General features: G+C 36.7%; 19 protein-coding genes and 1 pseudogene. 16 read left to right on the top strand and 4 right to left on the bottom strand.

Annotated features, from left to right (window positions below; translation table 11 throughout):
* Positions 1–7: 7 nt before the first annotated feature.
* On the bottom strand, positions 8–1510 hold the full coding sequence (locus KGF86_RS10235; RefSeq protein ID WP_211741770.1) for a spore germination protein: 1503 nt from the start codon (positions 1508–1510) through the stop codon (positions 8–10).
* A gap of 512 nt (positions 1511–2022) precedes the next feature.
* Between KGF86_RS10235 and KGF86_RS10230 the strand changes: the two genes are divergently transcribed.
* From KGF86_RS10230 to KGF86_RS10210, 5 genes are all read left to right on the top strand, one after another.
* Positions 2023–3774: an ABC transporter ATP-binding protein gene (locus KGF86_RS10230; protein ID WP_211741769.1), complete on the top strand. Its 1752-nt coding sequence runs from the start codon at positions 2023–2025 to the stop codon at positions 3772–3774.
* Positions 3774–5804, top strand: a complete 2031-nt coding sequence (locus KGF86_RS10225; RefSeq protein ID WP_211741768.1) for an ABC transporter ATP-binding protein — start codon at positions 3774–3776, stop codon at positions 5802–5804. Before KGF86_RS10230 ends, KGF86_RS10225 begins: the two co-directional genes overlap by 1 nt.
* A gap of 29 nt (positions 5805–5833) precedes the next feature.
* Positions 5834–6667, top strand: coding sequence for a S1C family serine protease (locus tag KGF86_RS10220; RefSeq protein ID WP_211741767.1), 834 nt, complete (start codon positions 5834–5836; stop codon positions 6665–6667).
* Between the two features lie 347 nt (positions 6668–7014).
* Positions 7015–7743, top strand: a complete 729-nt coding sequence (gene sigI, locus KGF86_RS10215) for an RNA polymerase sigma-I factor (protein ID WP_211741766.1) — start codon at positions 7015–7017, stop codon at positions 7741–7743.
* Positions 7740–8909 (top strand): anti-sigma-I factor RsgI family protein, encoded by a 1170-nt coding sequence (locus tag KGF86_RS10210; protein ID WP_211741765.1) that lies wholly within the window; start codon positions 7740–7742, stop codon positions 8907–8909. The genes sigI and KGF86_RS10210 overlap by 4 nt, the downstream gene beginning before the upstream one ends.
* A 131-nt stretch (positions 8910–9040) precedes the next feature.
* Here KGF86_RS10210 and KGF86_RS10205 read toward each other — a convergent pair whose 3' ends face one another.
* Complete coding sequence (locus KGF86_RS10205; RefSeq protein WP_186869278.1) at positions 9041–9277, bottom strand: YhdB family protein; 237 nt, start codon at positions 9275–9277, stop codon at positions 9041–9043.
* Positions 9278–9437: 160 nt separating this feature from the next.
* On the opposite strand from KGF86_RS10205, the gene KGF86_RS10200 reads away from it, so the two are divergent.
* From KGF86_RS10200 to KGF86_RS10165, 8 genes are all read left to right on the top strand, one after another.
* Positions 9438–10070, top strand: a complete 633-nt coding sequence (locus KGF86_RS10200; RefSeq protein WP_186869279.1) for a YhcN/YlaJ family sporulation lipoprotein — start codon at positions 9438–9440, stop codon at positions 10068–10070.
* A 181-nt stretch (positions 10071–10251) separates the two neighbouring features.
* The gene (locus KGF86_RS10195; protein WP_211741764.1) at positions 10252–10890 is read left to right on the top strand and encodes a class I SAM-dependent DNA methyltransferase; all 639 of its coding nucleotides are present in this window, start codon (positions 10252–10254) and stop codon (positions 10888–10890) included.
* Between the two features lie 21 nt (positions 10891–10911).
* Positions 10912–11373, top strand: a complete 462-nt coding sequence (locus KGF86_RS10190; protein ID WP_186869281.1) for an S-ribosylhomocysteine lyase — start codon at positions 10912–10914, stop codon at positions 11371–11373.
* Positions 11374–11389: 16 nt separating this feature from the next.
* Entirely contained in the window at positions 11390–12328 is a 939-nt protein-coding gene (locus KGF86_RS10185) for a PLP-dependent cysteine synthase family protein (protein ID WP_211741763.1), read from the top strand.
* Position 12329: 1 nt separating this feature from the next.
* Complete coding sequence (locus tag KGF86_RS10180) at positions 12330–13466, top strand: bifunctional cystathionine gamma-lyase/homocysteine desulfhydrase (protein ID WP_211741762.1); 1137 nt, start codon at positions 12330–12332, stop codon at positions 13464–13466.
* Positions 13467–13629: 163 nt separating this feature from the next.
* Positions 13630–15000 carry a dipeptidase gene (locus KGF86_RS10175; RefSeq protein ID WP_211741761.1) on the top strand — a complete coding sequence of 457 codons (1371 nt, stop codon included), beginning with the start codon at positions 13630–13632 and terminating at the stop codon, positions 14998–15000.
* A 55-nt stretch (positions 15001–15055) separates the two neighbouring features.
* Positions 15056–16039: a phosphotransferase enzyme family protein gene (locus KGF86_RS10170; protein WP_186869285.1), complete on the top strand. Its 984-nt coding sequence runs from the start codon at positions 15056–15058 to the stop codon at positions 16037–16039.
* Positions 16040–16054: 15 nt separating this feature from the next.
* Positions 16055–16813, top strand: coding sequence for a (S)-benzoin forming benzil reductase (locus KGF86_RS10165; RefSeq protein WP_186869286.1), 759 nt, complete (start codon positions 16055–16057; stop codon positions 16811–16813).
* A gap of 54 nt (positions 16814–16867) precedes the next feature.
* On the opposite strand, the gene KGF86_RS10160 is transcribed toward KGF86_RS10165, so the two are convergent.
* Together KGF86_RS10160 and KGF86_RS10155 are read right to left on the bottom strand one after the other, a co-directional pair.
* On the bottom strand, positions 16868–16966 hold the full coding sequence (locus KGF86_RS10160; RefSeq protein WP_186869287.1) for a YjcZ family sporulation protein: 99 nt from the start codon (positions 16964–16966) through the stop codon (positions 16868–16870).
* A gap of 81 nt (positions 16967–17047) precedes the next feature.
* Positions 17048–17140: pseudogene (locus KGF86_RS10155) on the bottom strand (YjcZ family sporulation protein); the annotation flags it as partial.
* 219 nt (positions 17141–17359) lie between these two features.
* On the opposite strand from KGF86_RS10155, the gene map reads away from it, so the two are divergent.
* From map to KGF86_RS10140, 3 genes are all read left to right on the top strand, one after another.
* Complete coding sequence (gene map / locus KGF86_RS10150) at positions 17360–18112, top strand: type I methionyl aminopeptidase (protein WP_211741760.1); 753 nt, start codon at positions 17360–17362, stop codon at positions 18110–18112.
* 127 nt (positions 18113–18239) lie between these two features.
* The gene (locus KGF86_RS10145; protein ID WP_186869290.1) at positions 18240–18968 is read left to right on the top strand and encodes an AzlC family ABC transporter permease; all 729 of its coding nucleotides are present in this window, start codon (positions 18240–18242) and stop codon (positions 18966–18968) included.
* Positions 18965–19261 (top strand): AzlD domain-containing protein, encoded by a 297-nt coding sequence (locus KGF86_RS10140; protein WP_211741759.1) that lies wholly within the window; start codon positions 18965–18967, stop codon positions 19259–19261. Before KGF86_RS10145 ends, KGF86_RS10140 begins: the two co-directional genes overlap by 4 nt.
* Positions 19262–19279 lie beyond the last annotated feature (18 nt).

Here is a 19279-nt window from a genome sequence, read left to right as displayed (position 1 = left end):
ATGTCACCTACTCATCGATATCACGTTTCTGCTTGGCATCTTTTTTGTTAAAACGAATAATAGATTTGGGGCGATAGGTTTTAGCTCTCCGACTGGAATAGTTCAAGGGTGCTCTAAAGAACACTTTGTTAAAATCTTTAATTTGTAATGGATAAAGCGGTGCTAAATATGGACGGCCAAGGGATGTTAGTCGTAGCATATGGATAATGAGCCAACATAGCCCGAATGCAATACCTAATAAGCCTAATATTCCAGCAAGTACAATTAATGGAAAACGAATGATTCGAACTGTTGTACCAAATAAATAACTAGGTGTTGTAAAGGATGATAATGCACTCATTGCCACAACGATGATGAGGATATTACTGGTTAAACCGGCTTCTACTGCTGCTTGACCTATAACGATACCACCTACAATACCCATTGTCTGACCAACCTTTGTTGGTAGTCTGGCACCGGCTTCTCGTAGTAATTCTAGTAAAAATTCCAGAAGTAAGGCCTCAAATATTGGAGGAAACGGTACGGCAGCCCTAGATTGCCCAATTGATATAAGTAATTGCGTTGGTATAATAGCATATTGGTATGTCACTGCGGCCACATAGGTTGGTGTAATCAACACAGAGAAAATCATCGCCATAAATCGCATAATCCGTAGAAAGGACCCTGCTTGCCAACGCATATACAGATCCTCTGTCGATTCCAAAAAGGAAAAAAGAGTAGCCGGTGCAATAAATGCTGTTGGGCTATTTTCAACTAAGACACCGATTTTTCCTCTTGTAATATTGTAAGTAAAACGGTCAGGTAATTCCGTCTCAACAAATTGCGGGAAAAGGTTCGTCTGTGAATCCTCCATAAATTGTTTTAATACAATTGTATCTTCAATCTCATCTACATCTAATTCATTAAGTCGTTGGCGCATTGTATTGACGTCGACTTCATTTGCAATGGATTTTAAATAAACTAATCGAACATCACGTGGAGATAAGTGCCCAATCTTCACTTCTTCAAATACTAAATCTTTTGAAATAATTCGAGACCGTACAATATTCATGTTTTTGGAAAGTGATTCCGTAAAGGAAATTTTTGGACCAAGTACTAATGATTCTGTTTCCGCTTTTTCGATATTACGACTTTCCTTTAAAATCATTGAAAAGCTGACAATCTCAGATTCAAGTTCTATATAGATAAATACCTCGCCAATGACTAATTTTTCTAAGACATCCTGTAAGGTGTGCGAGGTAGAACCAGAATTTAATGGTAGTTCATAAAGTAGCGTACTATTGGTTATTTTCTTATCCATATTAAGTAGAGGCTGAAGTAGGGATTGCTGTATTTTATCAATCTCTACTTGATAGTCAATGAAAAAGACAGCTACTTTTTTATCGTTTATATTGTATTTTGAGAACTTTAAATTGGGATTGTTGTTGAATTTATCTACTAACAATTTTTCTAGCTTATCAATTGTAACCGGGAAAATAGTATCCTTATTTTCTTTATTTCTTTTCCACATAGGAACCTCCATTAAAAACACTGGTTAGAGTTTAGTATGTAGGTTATTGAAAAAATTATGAGTTACCTGGAAAAGAAAAGGGTAAGGTGAAAAGAATGCACAAAAGTTTGTTAGTATGAGTATAGGTCAATATATTTGAAAACAATTTATCTTAAAAAAATGTTGACTATTCATTATTACCAATTTATACTAAAAAAGTATTCAAAATTAAGAAAAGGAGGTCATCAAAATGAAAAACATCATTATCGTAAACAACGTTGCTTTACAATTGAATAATTATATGACCTCTTACAAGAACGAAATTTGATTCGATTTAAGGTAGAATATATTCTGTTTTGTAAAAGGTCACCCATGTGCTGTGGCCTTTTTGTAATATAAGGGATTAGTGAGAGCTATTCTGTTCGTTTACATGCATGCGTCATTGGCGCATGCATTTTTTAATGGTTGAATATGTAAAGCAGCTAAAAGCAATTCAAAAATAACAGCGAAAGAGATAAAGAAGGTGATAAGTAATGTTTCAGGTTTTTAAAAAGTTAGATTGGTTTTTTAAGCATTATTGGAAACGGTATACGTTTGCTATTATTACATTGATTATAGCTAGTGCAATTGGACTAATCCCACCTAGACTTCTTGGATATGCGATTGATCATATCCAATTTCAGACATTAACGTCCCATTTACTTACTATTATAGTTGTTGGTTATCTGGTGTTAATTGTAATCCACTATAGTGTTTCCTTTATTTGGGATTATACGTTATTCAGTGGAGCGGTGATTTTGGAAAGGTGGACTCGTTCAAAGTTAATTAATCATTTTCTTCGAATGACACCGACATTTTACGGGAAATACAAAACAGGTGACTTGATGGCAAGAAGTACCAATGATTTAAAAGCCATTGCCCAAACTGCTGGGTTTGGAGTCTTAACTCTAGTAGACTCGACGACCTTTATGTTTATGCTCATTGCGATGATGGGGTTTTCGATTAGCTGGAAGTTAACACTTGCTGCCTTAATTCCACTTCCTATAATGGCTATTATTATGAATAAATACGGTGCAGCAATTCATGCACGTTTTACTGAGGCACAGGCCGCATTTGGAAATATGAATAATGAAGTATTAGAATCCATTCGTGGTGTTCGCGTTATCCGTGCATTTGTTCAGGAGAAGCAGGATAAGGACCGTTTTGAGGCAATGACAGAAGATGTGTATCAAAAGAATATTGCAGTTGCAAAAATTGATGCCATGTTTGAACCAACGATGAAAATTCTAGTTGGCTTGTCCTATACAATCGGTCTAGGATATGGGACGATACTTGTATTTCAAAATGTGATTTCCTTAGGGGATTTAGTTTCCTTTAATGTTTACTTAGGAATGTTGATTTGGCCAATGTTTGCTGTAGGAGAATTAATCAATGTTTTACAACGTGGTAATGCATCTTTGGACCGTGTTAATGAAACAATTGGCTATGAAGCCGACGTAAAAGAACCAGAGGAGCCAATGTCGGTAACAGAAGTAGAAACAATAGAATTTGACAATGTTTCCTTTTCATATCCGGGAACAAAGCGAAATCAATTAGAGAATATAAACCTCTCTATTACGAAGGGGCAGACTATTGGAGTAGTAGGGAAAACTGGTTCCGGTAAAACGACACTATTTAAGTTAATGCTCCGTCAATACCCAGGGGTAGTTGGTGAAATAAAAGTATCCGGGGTCAGTCTAGCTCGAATGAGCTTGGATCAAATTCGTTCTTGGATTGGATATGTTCCACAAGATCAAGTGATGTTCTCTAAAAGTGTTAGAGAAAATATTCAATTTGGTAAAAGTGATGCGTCAGATGAAGAAATCTATCGCGTTATGGAGCTAGCTCATTTTGTTGAAGATATGAAGCAGTTGCCACAAGGCTTGGATACGAAAGTAGGGGAAAGTGGTGTTACCCTTTCCGGTGGTCAGAAACAACGTGTAGCCTTGGCAAGAGCCTTTATTAAGGATCCAGAAATTTTAATACTAGATGATTCGTTATCAGCTGTAGATGGAAAAACAGAATCAAAGATTATAGCGCATTTACGAGAAGAAAGAAAAAATAAAACAACCTTTATTGCTGCCCATCGGTTATCCGCTGTTACACATGCTGACCATATTATTGTGCTAGAAGAAGGAATTATTGCCGAAGAAGGTACACATGAAGAATTAATCAAAAATGATGGATGGTATAAGGAACAGTACGAACAACAGCAGCTTGAAGATGATAAGGAGGCGATCTCCTAATGCGAAAGAAATCAACCGAAAAAAGGCTATTTCAATATGCACTACAATTTAAAAAGAAAATCATTATCGGTATACTATTTTTAATCATTGCAACTGCTCTTGAGTTAGCTGGACCTTTAATTGCAAAGACAATTATTGATGATCATATTGTCGGTGTAGAAGGTATATGGTATGAAATTAGCAGTGACAATGACCGAAATACGGTCGAGTTTAATGAACGTTATTATAAGAGAGCAGATCGTATTAATGAAGAGGATGAAATAATTAGTACTAACTCCCTGCTGCAAATTGGTAAGGAATATTATCTTGTAGAAGGAGAAGTTCCTATGCTTGGGGAGCGAACAGTAGAGGATAATATAATTTCTGTGAAGTCACAGGAAGAAGTAACAACCTTTACAGGGCAAAAAATCACTGTAAGTGACATCTATGGCTTTTTCCAACCAGAACAACGACCGATTTTATGGTTATTAGCTTTATATATTGGGTTGCTACTTATTGCAGGTATTTTTCAGTTTTATAAAACATTCTTATTACAACAAGCCTCTAACCAGATTGTTAAAAAGATGCGTAATGATATTTTTGAACATACGCAACGAATTCCGATTAATTACTATGTCAATCAACCAGCAGGTAAGATTGTGGCACGTGTGACAAATGATACAGAGGCAATCCGTGATCTCTATGAACGTGTCTTAAGTATTATTGTTACAAGTGCCATCTATATGGCTGGAATCTTTGTTGCATTATTTATTTTAAATGCGAAGCTTGCGGTGTGGTTCTTGCTCTTGATTCCATTACTACTAGTATGGATGCGATTCTATAAATTCTTTGGAACGAAATATAATAAAGTAATCCGGTCCACGATTAGTGAGATAAACGGGAAGATTAATGAAGCCATTCAAGGGATGACGATTATTCAAGCATTCCGAAGAGAGAAGCAAACGAAGGAAGAATTTGAAGAGTTAAATACAAGACATTTTAAATATCAGCGAAAGCTATTGAAGCTAAGTGCACTAACGTCCTATAACCTAGTAACGGTCTTTCGAAATATTGCTTTTGTCGCATTTATTTGGTATTTTGGCTCCAGCTCATTAAATTTGGAGACGATAATCTCGATTGGTATGCTCTATGCTATCGTGGATTTATTAACGAGATTATTTGAACCGGTAAATGATATCGTAAATCAGCTACCATTATTAGAGCAGGCAAGGGTTGCAGGTGGTCGTGTATTTGAATTATTAGACTTAGATGGAGAAGAAGTAAATCAGAAGGAAATTCCACGTTATAAGGGGAATATCCAATTCGACAAAGTCTCCTTTGCTTATGAGAAGGAAGAATATGTATTAAAAGACTTATCCCTTTCCATAAAGGATGGAGATACCGCTGCCTTTGTTGGTCATACAGGATCTGGAAAGAGTTCGATTATGAACCTATTATTCCGATTTTATGATCCACAAAAAGGAAAAATTACGATTGATGGCCATGATACAAGTAATTGGTCCAGACAACAGGTTAGAAGTCATATGGGGATAGTATTACAAGATCCATTTCTATTTTCAGGAACGATTATATCTAATGTTACGATGAACGACCCGAAGATAAGTCGAGAACGGGCAATCGAAGCATTAAAAACAGTAGGTGCAGATCGTTTTATCGAAAAACTACCGAAAAAATATGATGAGCGAGTGACAGAAGGAGGAAGCACGTATTCTTTAGGAGAGAGACAGCTTATTTCCTTTGCACGTGCACTAGCATTTGACCCAGCTATCTTAATATTGGATGAGGCAACAGCTAATATTGATACGGAGACGGAAAATGTCATTCAACATGCACTAGAAGTATTGAAAAAAGGAAGAACTACTTTAGTAATCGCTCACCGATTATCAACGATTCAACAAGCTGATAACATTTTTGTCCTAGAACATGGTAAAATTATAGAAGAAGGTAACCATGAACAGTTAATCGCTGAAAAAGGAACATACTACCAAATGTACAAAATGCAGCAAGGGATATCACAACGAGCTGTATAGTACGGAAGGACAAATGTGGGGTGAGCGTGATGGAACGTAATAATGACCAAAAGCCTGACATTATTGATGAAGATTTATATGAGGAATTTGATGAGGAAGAGCTACTTGAAATCGTTGAAGAAGCCCGTAAAGAAGCACTCATCAAATCTACTATGGAAGATAAAAAGCCAAAGCGTCCGTTTCCTAAATGGACGTTTTGGCTTATTGCTATTGCAATGCTAATTAATGTTGTAGCATTTTTTCCAAAGACCTTTTCGATTCCAGCAATTGATTTTTTAATTACTTCTGCGAAATTATCGGCTGATGATGAGATAAAAGCGTACAAAGAAGCTGTAGTCGTAGTGGAAACACAGGATAGTAAAGGGACTGGATTTGCTATCAATCAAGATGGGTATATTTTAACTAATGCCCATGTAGTGGATGATGAGAAGCGCGTATCAGTCGCTTTTCCTAATTTAGGCCTATATAAGGCAGATGTATTAGAAACCTATCCAGATGTGGATTTAGCATTACTTAAAACAGAAAGTGAAGAGGCATTACCTTACCTAGAGCTAGCAGAGCAAACCGTTTTTGAAGAAAACGAAAAAATAAACTTCATAGGAAACCCACTAGCTTTCAATGGAATAGCAAATCAAGGAACTATAATCGGTTATACCCAATTAACTAGTTGGAATCTACCAGTTCTCATGATAGACGCACCAGTATATCGTGGAAACAGCGGAAGTCCTATTATAAATGAAAGAGGCCAAGTAATTGGGGTTGTGTTTGCAACCTTAAATCATACAGAACACGGAAAGGTAGGGCTCTTCGTACCTATTGACTATTATTATTCAGAAGGAGTGAACCTTCACTTACCCTATTAGACCTAGAGGAAGTAATAATGTATTTTCCTTGTCGCGTTTAATAATATTATCTAAAACGCTTCCACAATTCAATAAAGCTACCGATAAAAAGGAAGAGATATTTAGTCTCTTCTTTTTTATAGGGAAAGTTACCTATTTTTAAACAAAATGTAATCCTCTTGTGACACTCCCTGTAATACTTGTACTGTAAGATAGTCATATTCTTGAAATGGAAAATTATTAAAGTATGGTGGGTTAAAAATGACCTGTTTAAATATAAAACAATATATAATAATAAATAAGCTATTCGACACACCCAAAAAAATTGTAGCAGAATCGAAATATATGAATGCTAGGGGTGGTCTACTTTGACACGAGAAATGTTAAAAGACATCCCAATAGAAGAACTAATTGATCAAGCACAAAAAGGTGATGAAGCCGCACATAATTTCTTATTAAAGACATACCAACCCTTTATTGCTAAAACAGTATCCGAAGTTTGTAAACGATACATTGATCCAGAGCGAGATGATGAGTTTAGTATTGGCTTGTCAGCATTTAATGAAGCAATACGTATGTATTCACCAGATCGTGGGAGCTCTTTTTTAACCTTTAGTAGCTTAATCGTCAAACGCAAAGTAATTGATTATATTCGTTATCAAAATAAATATCCTGTAACCATATCGTTTGACGAAAGTTATGATGAAGAGAAAATGGAGAATCCAACCGAAGTAGAAGCAGTTAAGAGCAAGTATCAACTAGAACAAGAAGCATGGTATCGTAGACAAGAGATTCTTGAATTTCAGAACAAACTGGCCATGTATAAGCTATCACTTCAAGATCTTGTCGAAGTTTCACCAAAGCATCGTGATGCACGAGATAGTGCAGTTCGTATTGCAAGAATGATACGAGATGATAAAATGTTAAGTGAATATGTCGAAAAAAAGAAAAAACTCCCGATAAAAGAATTGGCTAAGAAAGTTGATGTGAGTAAAAAAACGTTAGAGCGTAATCGGAAATTCATTTTAGCCATTTTTATTATTCTTGGAGGGGATTATGTGTTTCTTAATGACTATTTGAAAGGGGTGGGCCAGTGAAAAAAGGAATAGTCATGGAGCAGCATCAGAAATATACCATTGTAATGACACACGATGGTTTATTTGAAAAAGCTTATCCGGTTAAAGGAGCCGAAATTGGTTTTGAAGTTGCCTATGAGCCTTTTACGAAAAATGAAAACTTTTCTAGATTAAGGGAAAAGTTTTTCACTGTGCGTGTTATTGCTATCGCATGTATATGTTTAATTATGTTAATTCCACTGTATATGGTAGTAAATGGGGATGAAGCATATGCATATGTGGATATTGATATTAACCCAAGTATGGAACTAGAAGTGAATAGCAGCTTGGAGATCACCAATGTAAGTCCCTTCAATGAAGAGGCAGAATTAATTATCCATGAGCTTGGTGATTTAACCGGAAAAGAGATCGATGACGTTATTGCTAATATTGTGATGATAAGTGAAGAAAAAGGTTTTGTGAATTCAGCTAAAAATGTTCTGATTGGTGTTCATTACATAAAGGAAACAGAAACAGAACCGATTATTGATAGGATTGATGAGCGCTTTGAAACGACTGATTGGGAAGTGGTGACCGTTAAGATTCCCGAAGATGTTAGAGTTGTAGCAGAAGAAAATAATCAATCGATGAATGAAGCATTAGCTAAAAAGGTTACCGAAGAACCTGATGAAGAGTTACAATCTATTGTCACAGAAGAGGATAGTCAAGTATTGCAATCATTTTACCTTAATAAAAACGCTAAAGCTGACGTGACAAACGAGAAAGATTCAAATCAGGTTATACAAGATGATAATAACAATGCTAATAAAGAAGAATTAGAGCTAAACAACTCGAAAAGTAATTCATTAGAAAAGAACAGAAATAGTAATGAGCAAAAAAAGAATAAGCATAAAGAAAATCATCCTAAAAAGAGCAAAAAATCAAAGGAAATCAACGGAAATAATAAAGAAAAACATCCCGGCATGAATGGAAAAGACAAGAAAAATGAAAACAAGCAAGGCGCCAAGGGGAAGGACAAGAGAAACGATAAGCACCAAGAAAAAGACCACGGTAAAGGAAATGGTAAAGACAAGGGGAAACAGCGTGGTAATGACAAAGAGCCTAAATCAGGTAGCCATCATAACAACAGCAACCACAACAATGGGAAAAAACATGGTCATAACCACAAAGAAAATTCCAACAAGTGATGATACAGGTTGGGAATAACGGATTTATCGATATTTTTTTATGAAGGTTTCATCGAGATACATAATATGTTTTCCTGTCATCATAAGAAAAAACGCATTTGCTTAACAGAACAGCAAATGCGTTTTTTTATCTACATTTTTAAGGCGGTTTCGGGTGTGTATTTCATTGCGTGGTCTATATAGTAAAGAAGGTTGTCGTGTGAATCGATAATTTTTTGTTCATCTAAGGAATAGTGATAAGCGTGCAAGAAATTCTGTATTTTCTTAGATAGCAAATCGTCTTTTGTGCGGACCATTAGAACGAGAAGATCATCCCACTGTCCCCATAATGTGTAGTACAACGCCTTGTCGTAGTCTGGAATATCCATGAATTCCCCTCCTTAAAACTCCAAGGGTAATTATAGCTTCCCCATATTATATATATATTTCCGAGAGACTATTTGGTGTGGTTTCCAATTTAAGGTCAGGGTTATTTAGCATAAACAGTTTAGACTGATACATACTAAAAACGAAAAGGGGAGGGATAAAATGAAAAAGCAACTTATTACTGTCGCTGCAGCAGCTTTATTTATCGTTTCTGGTTGTGCAGCAGATAATGAAGAAGGCCAGCGTGGAACAGATAATAATAATATCGAACCCGTAAGATATCAAAATCATCCAGATGGCATTGGTACGCGTGATAATCGAAACTATACAATGCAACGTGACTTGGAGGAACCAAATCGATTCCGAAATATAAATAATCCAGGAAACAATAATACGCGTAATATAAATAATACCAATGAACAAACCAATGCAAATCGGTATGATGTAGCTGAAGAAGCGGCGGATTTAATCGTTCAACGAATCAATGTTATTGATAATGCCTATGTTCTGACCACAGACAATAATGCCTATGTTGCGGCTGAACTAGACACACATCAGAATGGTAATAATTTAAATCACAAGGATGGAGAATTAACCGATGAGGTTAAAGAGAAAATTTCATCCATCGTAAAATCAGTGGATAATAATATTGACAATGTATATGTGTCCACTAACCCAGATTTTATGGATTTAGCTGATAATTATGCACGTGATGTCGATGAGGGAAGACCAATTGAAGGATTCTTTGAAGAAATTGGTAATATGATTGAACGAGTTTTCCCACAAAATAGATAATGTCGAAAAAAGTGCCTACATAGGCACTTTTTTCCATTTCTGGATTATTTTATACATAATAGCCTAAGTTTTTGCACTAATCTCTTTTCTTTAAAAAAACGTTAACATGTGGTAATGTATTACATATAATTCATATTAAACATAGTGGTTTACTATGATTTCATTATATGGAGATGAGAAGATGGGACGAGAATTCTTAGAGATTTTTGAGGATTGGGCAGAGAACTATGATAATACAGTTAATGGGCATGACCGTGAATATAAAGAAGTTTTTCAACAGTACGATCAGATATTAGATGAAGTGGTAGAAAATTCGATTGGTACTGTATTAGAATTTGGAGTAGGTACTGGCAATTTAACAAAGAAGCTAGTGGAAGATGGACATACTGTGATTGGCATCGAACCTTCACCAGCTATGCGAGACATCGCGAAAATGAAGCTACCCGACGTAACGGTATTGGATGGTGATTTTTTAGATTTTCCAAAGCCTACTACTCCAATTGATACGATAGTTAGTACATTTGCATTTCACCATCTAAATGATGAAGAAAAAGAACTTGCAATTAAAAATTTTGCAACATTACTTCCTAAAGGTGGTAAAATTGTATTTGCAGATACACTTTTTGTATCGGACACTTCTAAGCAACGGAAGATAAGAGAGGCAGAGGAAGTTGGATATTCCAATCTTGCCGAGGATTTACGAAGAGAGTATTATCCTAATATTGACACAATCGAACAAATATTTACTGAGCAACAGTTTAATGTTTCTTTCAAGCAAATGAATGATTTTGCTTGGCTTATCATAGCAACATTTAAATAAGGTTTAAAGGAGAAGTGAAAGATGATGAAAAAGATGAATGTAGAAAGCTTTAATTTAGATCATACAAAAGTGAAAGCACCATATGTTCGACTAGTTGGTGTAACAGAAGGAGCTAATGGAGACAAGGTATATAAATACGATATCCGGTTCAAGCAACCAAATAAAGAACACATGGAGATGGCTGGATTACATTCTCTTGAGCATTTAATGGCAGAAAACATTCGTAATCATATGGACAACGTATTAGATATTAGCCCAATGGGGTGTCAAACAGGATTTTATTTGGCTATTTTAAACAATGATTCTTTTGACGAAGTATTAGTAACACTTGAAAAGACATTGGAAGATGTTTTAGCAGCAGATGAAGTGCCGGCATGTAATGAAGTACAATGCGGCTGGGCAGCCAACCATAGCCTTGAAGGTGCAAAGGAAATCGCAAAAGAGATGCTTGCGAAAAAAGAGGGTTGGAGAGAAGTTTTCTAACTAATGGGGTGATACTGTGGCATTATATCAATCGATTCATGATTTAATTGGCCATACTCCTCTGCTTAACATACGCCATATTGATGGTATTCCAGATGGAGTTAACATCTATGCAAAGCTAGAATTTTATAATCCTGGTGGAAGTATAAAAGACCGTCTAGGAGCAGAACTAGTTGATGATGCTCTTACAAAAGGGAAGATTAATCAAGGTGGTACGATTATAGAACCTACAGCTGGTAATACTGGAATTGGCTTAGCGCTATCAGCGAAAGAAAAAGGCTTAAAAGTAATCTTTGTTGTGCCAGAACATTTTAGTCGTGAGAAGCAACTGATTATGCAAGCTTTGGGTGCAGAGATAGTCCATACGCCTAGAGAAGCTGGAATGAAGGGAGCAATTGAAAAAACAGAACAGCTGTTAAACGAAATCCCAAATAGCTTCTCGCCGCAACAATTCGCCAACCCTGCTAATCCAAATACGTATTATAAAACCCTCGCTCCAGAAATTTGGCATGATTTAGATGGGAATGTTGATGTTTTTATTGCAGGAGCAGGTTCTGGTGGTACATTCATGGGGTGTTCGCGATTTTTTAAAGAAAAAGATCCAACTATCAAGACTGTGATTGTGGAACCAGAAGGATCAATTATTGCAGGTGGTAAGTCTGGTCCTCATCGAACAGAAGGGATTGGGATGGAATTTTTACCTGCTTTTATGGATCCAAGCTATTTTGATTCGATTCATACAATCAGTGATGTAGATGCTTTTCAAATGGTGGAAAGCCTTGCCCGTAAGGAAGGATTGTTAGTTGGTAGTTCTTCTGGTGCCGCGATGCGTGCAGCATTAGAAGAAGCGAAACAAGCAGAGAGGGGTACGAATATTGTGGTCATTTTTCCAGATGGTAGTGATCGTTATTTAAGTAAAAAGATTTACCCGGATGTTATGGGGAAGGAGATTTAATATGCGTTCAAAAACAAAAATGGTACATGGTGGTATTACACGTGATGAACAAACAGGAGCAGTCTCTGTTCCAATTTACCAGGTAAGTACGTATAAGCAGGATGGTGTAGGGAACTTTCGCGGATATGAATACTCTCGTACAGGTAACCCAACTCGTCATGCACTAGAAACTGTTATAGCAGAGCTAGAAAATGGTACTCATGGATTTGCTTTTGGCTCCGGAATGGCTGCCATTACAACTGTTATGATGCTGTTAGATGCAGGGGATCATGTTGTATTAACCGATGATGTATATGGTGGATCTTATCGGTTAATGAGCAAAGTTTTAAACCGATTTGATTTACATCATACATTTGTGGATACGAGCAATCCTGAACAAGTCGAGGCAGCAATAAAAGAGAATACCAAGGTTTTATATGTTGAAACACCTACGAACCCATTACTAAAAATTACAGATATAAAGAAAATGGCAGACATAGCGAAAAAACATAATCTGCTATTAATTGTTGATAATACCTTTGCAACACCATACTGGCAACAGCCTTTAGATATGGGGGCAGACATTGTCCTTCATAGTGCAACCAAATATATTGGTGGACATAGCGATGTCGTGGCAGGATTAGTGGTAGTAAAGTCAGAGGAACTAGCAGAAAGAATTCACTTTCTACAAAATTCTGTTGGTGCAGTATTAGGACCACAAGATTCCTGGTTATTAATGAGAGGAATTAAAACGTTAGCACTACGAATGGAAGCAATTGAATCGAATACGAAAGAACTTATTCAGTTTTTACAGGGCCATGAAAAAGTAACGACAATTTATTATCCAGGTATTGAATCCCATCGAGGTCATCATTTAGCTCAAGAACAAATGAGTGGTTTTGGTGGAATGATTTCATTTGATGTAGGTAGTGGTCATCTGGCGGAAGAAGTATTGAAAAAAGTGAAGTACTTTACGCTTGCAGAAAGTCTAGGTGCAGTTGAAAGCTTAATTTCATTACCAGCTAAAATGACCCATGCATCAATCCCAGCAGACCGAAGAGCAGAGCTTGGAATAACCGATGGGTTAATCCGAGTTTCAGTAGGAATAGAGGATGTTCGTGATTTAATAGAAGATTTATCACAGGCATTAGGTAACTAAGTAAAGGGGCAGCGGATGAGCTGTCCTTTTTTGCTTATGTACAGTAGTAGTATTTGATTGATCGTATCATAGAAGTTTAGCTGTAGCATGAAAGTCTTAAAGTTATTTTTTAAAGAAATATGCTAAAATGAACACAATATTAGTTTAAAAGGGGATGTCCATAATGAGTGAAAAAGCATTGCAATATTTAACTGATAATCGGAACCAATTATTAACTAAGCTAAATGAATTTTTATCCATTCCTAGTGTTAGTACGGATAGTGTACATAAAGAAGATGTAAGAAAAGCTGCAAGCTTTTTAGAAGAATACTTAACTGAAATTGGCTTTAAAAATACTCAACAAATCGAGACTCAAAAGCATCCTATCGTTTATGCAGAATATATGGAAGCTGAGCCTGAAGCTCCAACGGTTCTATTATATGGCCATTATGATGTTCAGCCAGTGGATCCGATTGAATTATGGGAAAGTGATCCATTTAAACCAGAAATAAGAGATGGACGACTTTATGCACGAGGTTCTAGCGATGATAAAGGACAAGTGTTTATGCATCTAGCGGTGTTTGAAGCACTGATGAAAACAACCGGTAAGCTTCCTCTTAATGTCAAGGTTTGTTTAGAAGGTGAAGAGGAGATAGGTAGTGAAAATCTCTATTCGATGCTACAAGAGAAAAAGGAATTATTCGAGGCTGATTTTGCAGTAATCTCTGATTCGGGGATGGTAGCCAAGAATCAACCAACTATTCTTTATGGATTAAAAGGGTTCACCGGTATTGAAATTACCGTTACCGGACCAGATCATGATCTACACTCAGGAATGTATGGTGGCGCAGTGCGTAATCCGATTATGGCTCTATCTCATATTCTTTCATCTATGAAAAATAAGGAAGAGGTAGTGACAGTAGAGGGTTTCTATGACGGCGTAGAAGATTTAACCGAGGAAGAGAGAGAATTAATCGAACAAGTACCAGGAGAAGATTTTGTGAAAGCTACTGGTATTCCGGAAACCGTATCAGAAAAGGGCTATTCACCTAAGGAACATACCATGGCTCGTCCAACGTTTGAGGTTAATGGAATATACGGTGGGTATCAAGGAGAAGGAACGAAAACCATTATCCCTACCTCAGCCACTGCTAAAATTACGTGTCGATTAGTTCCAGGACAAGACCCAGTGGATATTCAACAAGCTCTTGAAGCACATGTGAAGAAGGTTGCACCTAAAGGAGTAACCGTAGAAGTGAAGAAAGAAAAGCTTTCTGCAAAAGCCTATAAAGTGGAACCTAATCATCCATTAATTGAAAAAGCGGCCAAAAGCTATACGAAAGCATTCGGCAAAGAAACGGTTTATGTTCGTATGGGCGGCTCCATTCCTGTAGTGGAGTGGATTGAAGATATCTATCAAATGCCGATTGTTTTATTAGGATTCGGTACACCAGATGATAGACTACATTCACCAAATGAAAGCTTCCCACTAGACAGTTTTGATAAAGGAATGGAAACATTAGTCTATTATTGGAATGAAGTAAACAAGTTATAGAACGGTTATATATTTCCTAGGAATCTCCATAGGAACTCTTTACAGGGGGAGTTGGATGGAACAGGCAGTGGAGTTACTTTACCATAAGGATATTTTGAAGGAATTTCTTGCACGTTACCATTTAGATAGCGAGCATACATTATTAGGGGACTTTGAAAACTATGTGTACGAAGTAATGAGGGAAGATCAATCATTTATATTACGTGTTACACATAGTTCACATCGTAGTGAGGAAGAGATAATAGGGGAATTAGAGTGGGTAACTTTTCTCCAGCACAATGGGGCTAATGTGCCAACCGTTTATTTTTCCTCCAAGGGTAACTGGATAGAAAAACAAGTAGCAGAGGATAATTCTGTATTTTACGCTTGTTTATTTTCTAAAGTAAAAGGTAAATCTGTTCGTTCCAGAGACGAACTGTTCCAGGATAAATTATTCGCTAGTTGGGGTAGGGAAACGGGGAAAATACACCGAATTACAAATCGGTATCTTCCTACAAACGGTATGAGAAAACACTGGCATGAGGATGATTTATTCAGGGTAGAGCTATATGTGCCAGATGAACCTCTTGTTATCGAGCGTACAAAAGAAATAAGGACCCAATTAAAAGAACTTCCCCAAGAAGATTATGGGCTTATTCATAACGATGTTCATAATGGGAATTTCTTTTATGATGGTAAAGAAATTCATATTTTTGATTTTGATGATGCATGTTACTTTTGGCATGTATCGGATATAGCTATTCCTTTATACTACTCTTGTACGTCTTTATTTCCCAATGAGGGTGATCAAGAGGAGAAATCGCGGTTTGCGAACAAATTCATTACATCATTTATGGAAGGGTATATGGATGAGATGAGTCCTCCAAAGGATTGGATGGAACTTCTTTCTTTATTCTTAAAAGTACGAGACGTCACCTTGTATGCAGCACTAAATAAAAAAATTGCACCAGAAAATCGGAATGTAAAAATCCTACGATGGATGGACCAAATTAAACATAGGATTGAACAATGTATTTCAATTGTAACTATTAACCAATGAGAAGAGGTTGTTTAAATGAAATTAGCTCTAATTACAGGAGTTTCCAAAGGACTGGGAGAATCCATTGCGAAGCTATTTCTAGAGTCTGGCATTCATGTACTTGGTATATCAAGAAGTATAAATAAACAGCTAGAAAAAATTGCAGCAAATAATCATGTGAAATACCATCATTATACTTGTGACCTTGGAAATATGGGAGAAATAGAGGAAGCAATTGAAAAAGTTAAGGCAGATATCCAGCAGTATGACCCATCGCTACTATATTTGATCAATAATGCAGCTGTCATTGAACCGATAAATCAAGTAAGCAAACTAGATAATCAAGCACTCGCCTACCATGTTCATCTTAATACAGTCGTCCCGATGATATTAACGAAGGAGCTATTAGATTTCTCTTCGAAAATAAATACCTCTTTCATTTGTGTCAATATTACTTCGGGTGCTGCGGAAAGGCCAATATATGGTTGGGCTGCTTATTGTAGCTCGAAGGCGAGTATCAATATGTATACGAGAACAGCAGCACTCGAACAAGAAACATTAAAGACTGGTCATAAAATAATTGCCTTCAATCCTGGGATTATGGATACGGATATGCAACAAACTATTCGATCAAGCGCTAAAGAGGCTTTTAACGAGGTAGAAAAATTTAAAGCGTATAAGGAAGGTAATCAACTAAGAGATAGTGATACGGTTGGTGGCATTCTAATTGATATTTTGAATGATGAAGCGAGTATTGAAAATGGAAAAATATATCAAGTTAACGAATATGTATAGTGATGAAAAAGGATGTCATGGTGGAATTGCTACCATGACATCCTTTGTTATCGTTTAATAGTATCCACCAGCATATCCACCTGCACCAACGATGATTAGCAGGATGAAAAGAACAACGATTAACGCAAACCCGCCTTCAAATCCACGTCCCATTATTTCACCACCAGTTTTAAAAATTTTTATATTCACCGACGATTAATAGCCCCAACCGCCGCCATATCCGGACCCGTAGCCACCACCGTAGCCACTAGCACCAACAATGATTAACAAAATAAACAACACAACAATCAAAGCAAAGCCTTTTCCATATCCACTATCTTTACTCATGCATTGCCACCTCCTCTAGTACAATGTATGTATCATTTATCATGGTGACAGGGCGAATGTACTGGTAACCAAGTTGAATCCGGGAATTTTGTTTCGTCGAGGGTACATGCTTCGGTGAATATATATGGTGTAATGAAAGTGTTTAGAAATTGTGGTACACTAGGAAAATGAAAAATATGTAATGAGCAGCGTAGGCTGATAAATAGAAAGGACGATTAGATGATTACAAGAAAAAGTAAACGTGAAATTGAACAAATGCAGAAGGCTGCAGACATACTAGTTCAAGTTCACAAAGAGATTGCAAAAATGATTAGACCGGGAATTAGTACGATGGAAATTGATACGTTTGTAGACCGATTTTTAGAAGAGCATGGAGCTATTCCAGAGCAAAAGGGGTATAACGGATTCCCTTATGCAACTTGTGCTTCTATTAATGATGAAATCTGCCATGGATTTCCTAGAGAAGACAAACTTAAGGATGGCGATATTGTAACGATTGATATGGTGGTTAATCTAGACGGTGGGTTAGCAGATTCTGCATGGACTTATGCCGTAGGAGATGTTGATGAAAAAGGTCTTCGTCTTATGGAAGTAACAAAGAAATCACTTTATATTGGAATTGAGCAAGCAAAAGCTGGTAACCGAATTGGTGATATTGGTCACGCGATTCAAACATATGCTGAGGCAGAAGGCTTCTCTGTTGTAAGAGACTTTACCGGCCATGGCATCGGACCAACGATTCATGAGGATCCACATATCCCACATTTTGGATTACCTAACAAAGGTCTTCGTTTAAAACCAGGAATGGTAATTACGATTGAGCCGATGTTAAACGAAGGAGATTGGCAAAGTAAAGTAGATTCTAATAATTGGACTGCTAGAACGGTTGATGGTGGTCGCTCGGCACAATATGAGCATACGATTGTGATTACAGAGGGAGATCCAATTATTTTAACAGAGCAAGATAAATAATTCTTTAGGAGGTCTGTACGTTAGTGCAGATTTTCTTTTTTATAATGAAAAGATTAAGTTTGAACAGTTTTCACCACTAATAAAATCAGTTATAATTAGTTAAAATTTCTGAGTGGAGGAGACTAGGATGGAGACCGTTAACGTAACAAAGAATACTGTATCTACGTCTATGACCATGCTTAAACGCGGTCTAACAGTAGGTTTTCCTATCATGCTTGGTTATATACCCATTGCGATAACCTACGGAGTTCTTGCGAAACAGGCAGGACTTACATTAACAGAGCTTACGTTAATGAGTGTATTGGTATTTGCTGGAGCAAGTCAATTTATGGGAGCCAATATGATTGCTCTTGGTGCAGGGGCTGTGGAAATCATTATCGCAACCTTTGTTTTAAACTTTCGTCATTTTGTGATGAGCTTATCCTTTATGAATCGAATGCGGCCGGTTGCGTTAAAGTGGAAGCTGCCATTAGCATTAGGGCTAACGGATGAGACATTTGCTGTTTCTTCCTTACATACGAAAGAAGCAAAAGAAGAGAAGGGATTTTTCTTTTATGCTTCGCTCACCTTAATTGCATACCTATCTTGGGTTATTGGTTCATTACTTGGCGGTGTGTTAGGGGAAATTATTCCAGAAGCTTTGAGTCAAAGTATGGGAATTGCGCTATATGCCATGTTCATCGGTTTATTAGTTCCTTCCGTCAAAAAGGAGCTAAGAGTAGGCTTAATTGCGCTTATTGCGATGTTGATTAATGCTATTTGTCTTCAGTTCATGAGTAGTGGTTGGGCAATTGTTGTCGGTACAGTGCTTGGTGGATATAGTGGTGTCTTTTTGTTGAAGGGGGAACGCTCATGATATGGTTCATTATCATTGGTATGTCTTTAGTAACCATGATTCCAAGGATTATTCCAGCATTTATTGTAGACAAATTACAATTTAAGGATTGGGTAAACCGTTGGTTAAATGCAATTCCATATGCAGCATTAGGTGCTTTAATTTTTCCTGGTGTATTAAGTGTAAATCCAGATAAACCACATATTGGATTAGTTGGTGGACTAGTCGCAGTAGTTCTAGCCTATATCGGATTAAATGTTATTTTTGTCGTCATTGGAGCTATATTATCCGTGTTTTTATTAACAACCTTATAAATTATATACATGCGTAAT

Origin of the sequence: Ornithinibacillus massiliensis (assembly GCF_018310345.1) — a bacterium.
Lineage (GTDB): Bacteria > Bacillota > Bacilli > Bacillales > Amphibacillaceae > Ornithinibacillus > Ornithinibacillus massiliensis.
This window is presented reverse-complemented; position numbering and strand designations above follow the sequence as displayed.

Bases quoted from the DNA above. Each gene is read 5' to 3' on its own strand.
- KGF86_RS10235 (WP_211741770.1), bottom strand. From the start codon at position 1,510: ATGTGGAAAAGAAATAAAGAAAATAAGGATACTATTTTCCCGGTTACA.
- KGF86_RS10230 (WP_211741769.1), top strand. From the start codon at position 2,023: ATGTTTCAGGTTTTTAAAAAGTTAGATTGGTTTTTTAAGCATTATTGG.
- KGF86_RS10225 (WP_211741768.1), top strand. From the start codon at position 3,774: ATGCGAAAGAAATCAACCGAAAAAAGGCTATTTCAATATGCACTACAA.
- KGF86_RS10220 (WP_211741767.1), top strand. From the start codon at position 5,834: ATGGAACGTAATAATGACCAAAAGCCTGACATTATTGATGAAGATTTA.
- KGF86_RS10205 (WP_186869278.1), bottom strand. From the start codon at position 9,277: ATGGATATTCCAGACTACGACAAGGCGTTGTACTACACATTATGGGGA.
- KGF86_RS10200 (WP_186869279.1), top strand. From the start codon at position 9,438: ATGAAAAAGCAACTTATTACTGTCGCTGCAGCAGCTTTATTTATCGTT.
- KGF86_RS10195 (WP_211741764.1), top strand. From the start codon at position 10,252: ATGGGACGAGAATTCTTAGAGATTTTTGAGGATTGGGCAGAGAACTAT.
- KGF86_RS10190 (WP_186869281.1), top strand. From the start codon at position 10,912: ATGATGAAAAAGATGAATGTAGAAAGCTTTAATTTAGATCATACAAAA.
- KGF86_RS10180 (WP_211741762.1), top strand. From the start codon at position 12,330: ATGCGTTCAAAAACAAAAATGGTACATGGTGGTATTACACGTGATGAA.
- KGF86_RS10175 (WP_211741761.1), top strand. From the start codon at position 13,630: ATGAGTGAAAAAGCATTGCAATATTTAACTGATAATCGGAACCAATTA.
- KGF86_RS10170 (WP_186869285.1), top strand. From the start codon at position 15,056: ATGGAACAGGCAGTGGAGTTACTTTACCATAAGGATATTTTGAAGGAA.
- KGF86_RS10165 (WP_186869286.1), top strand. From the start codon at position 16,055: ATGAAATTAGCTCTAATTACAGGAGTTTCCAAAGGACTGGGAGAATCC.
- KGF86_RS10160 (WP_186869287.1), bottom strand. From the start codon at position 16,966: ATGGGACGTGGATTTGAAGGCGGGTTTGCGTTAATCGTTGTTCTTTTC.
- map (WP_211741760.1), top strand. From the start codon at position 17,360: ATGATTACAAGAAAAAGTAAACGTGAAATTGAACAAATGCAGAAGGCT.
- KGF86_RS10145 (WP_186869290.1), top strand. From the start codon at position 18,240: ATGGAGACCGTTAACGTAACAAAGAATACTGTATCTACGTCTATGACC.
- KGF86_RS10140 (WP_211741759.1), top strand. From the start codon at position 18,965: ATGATATGGTTCATTATCATTGGTATGTCTTTAGTAACCATGATTCCA.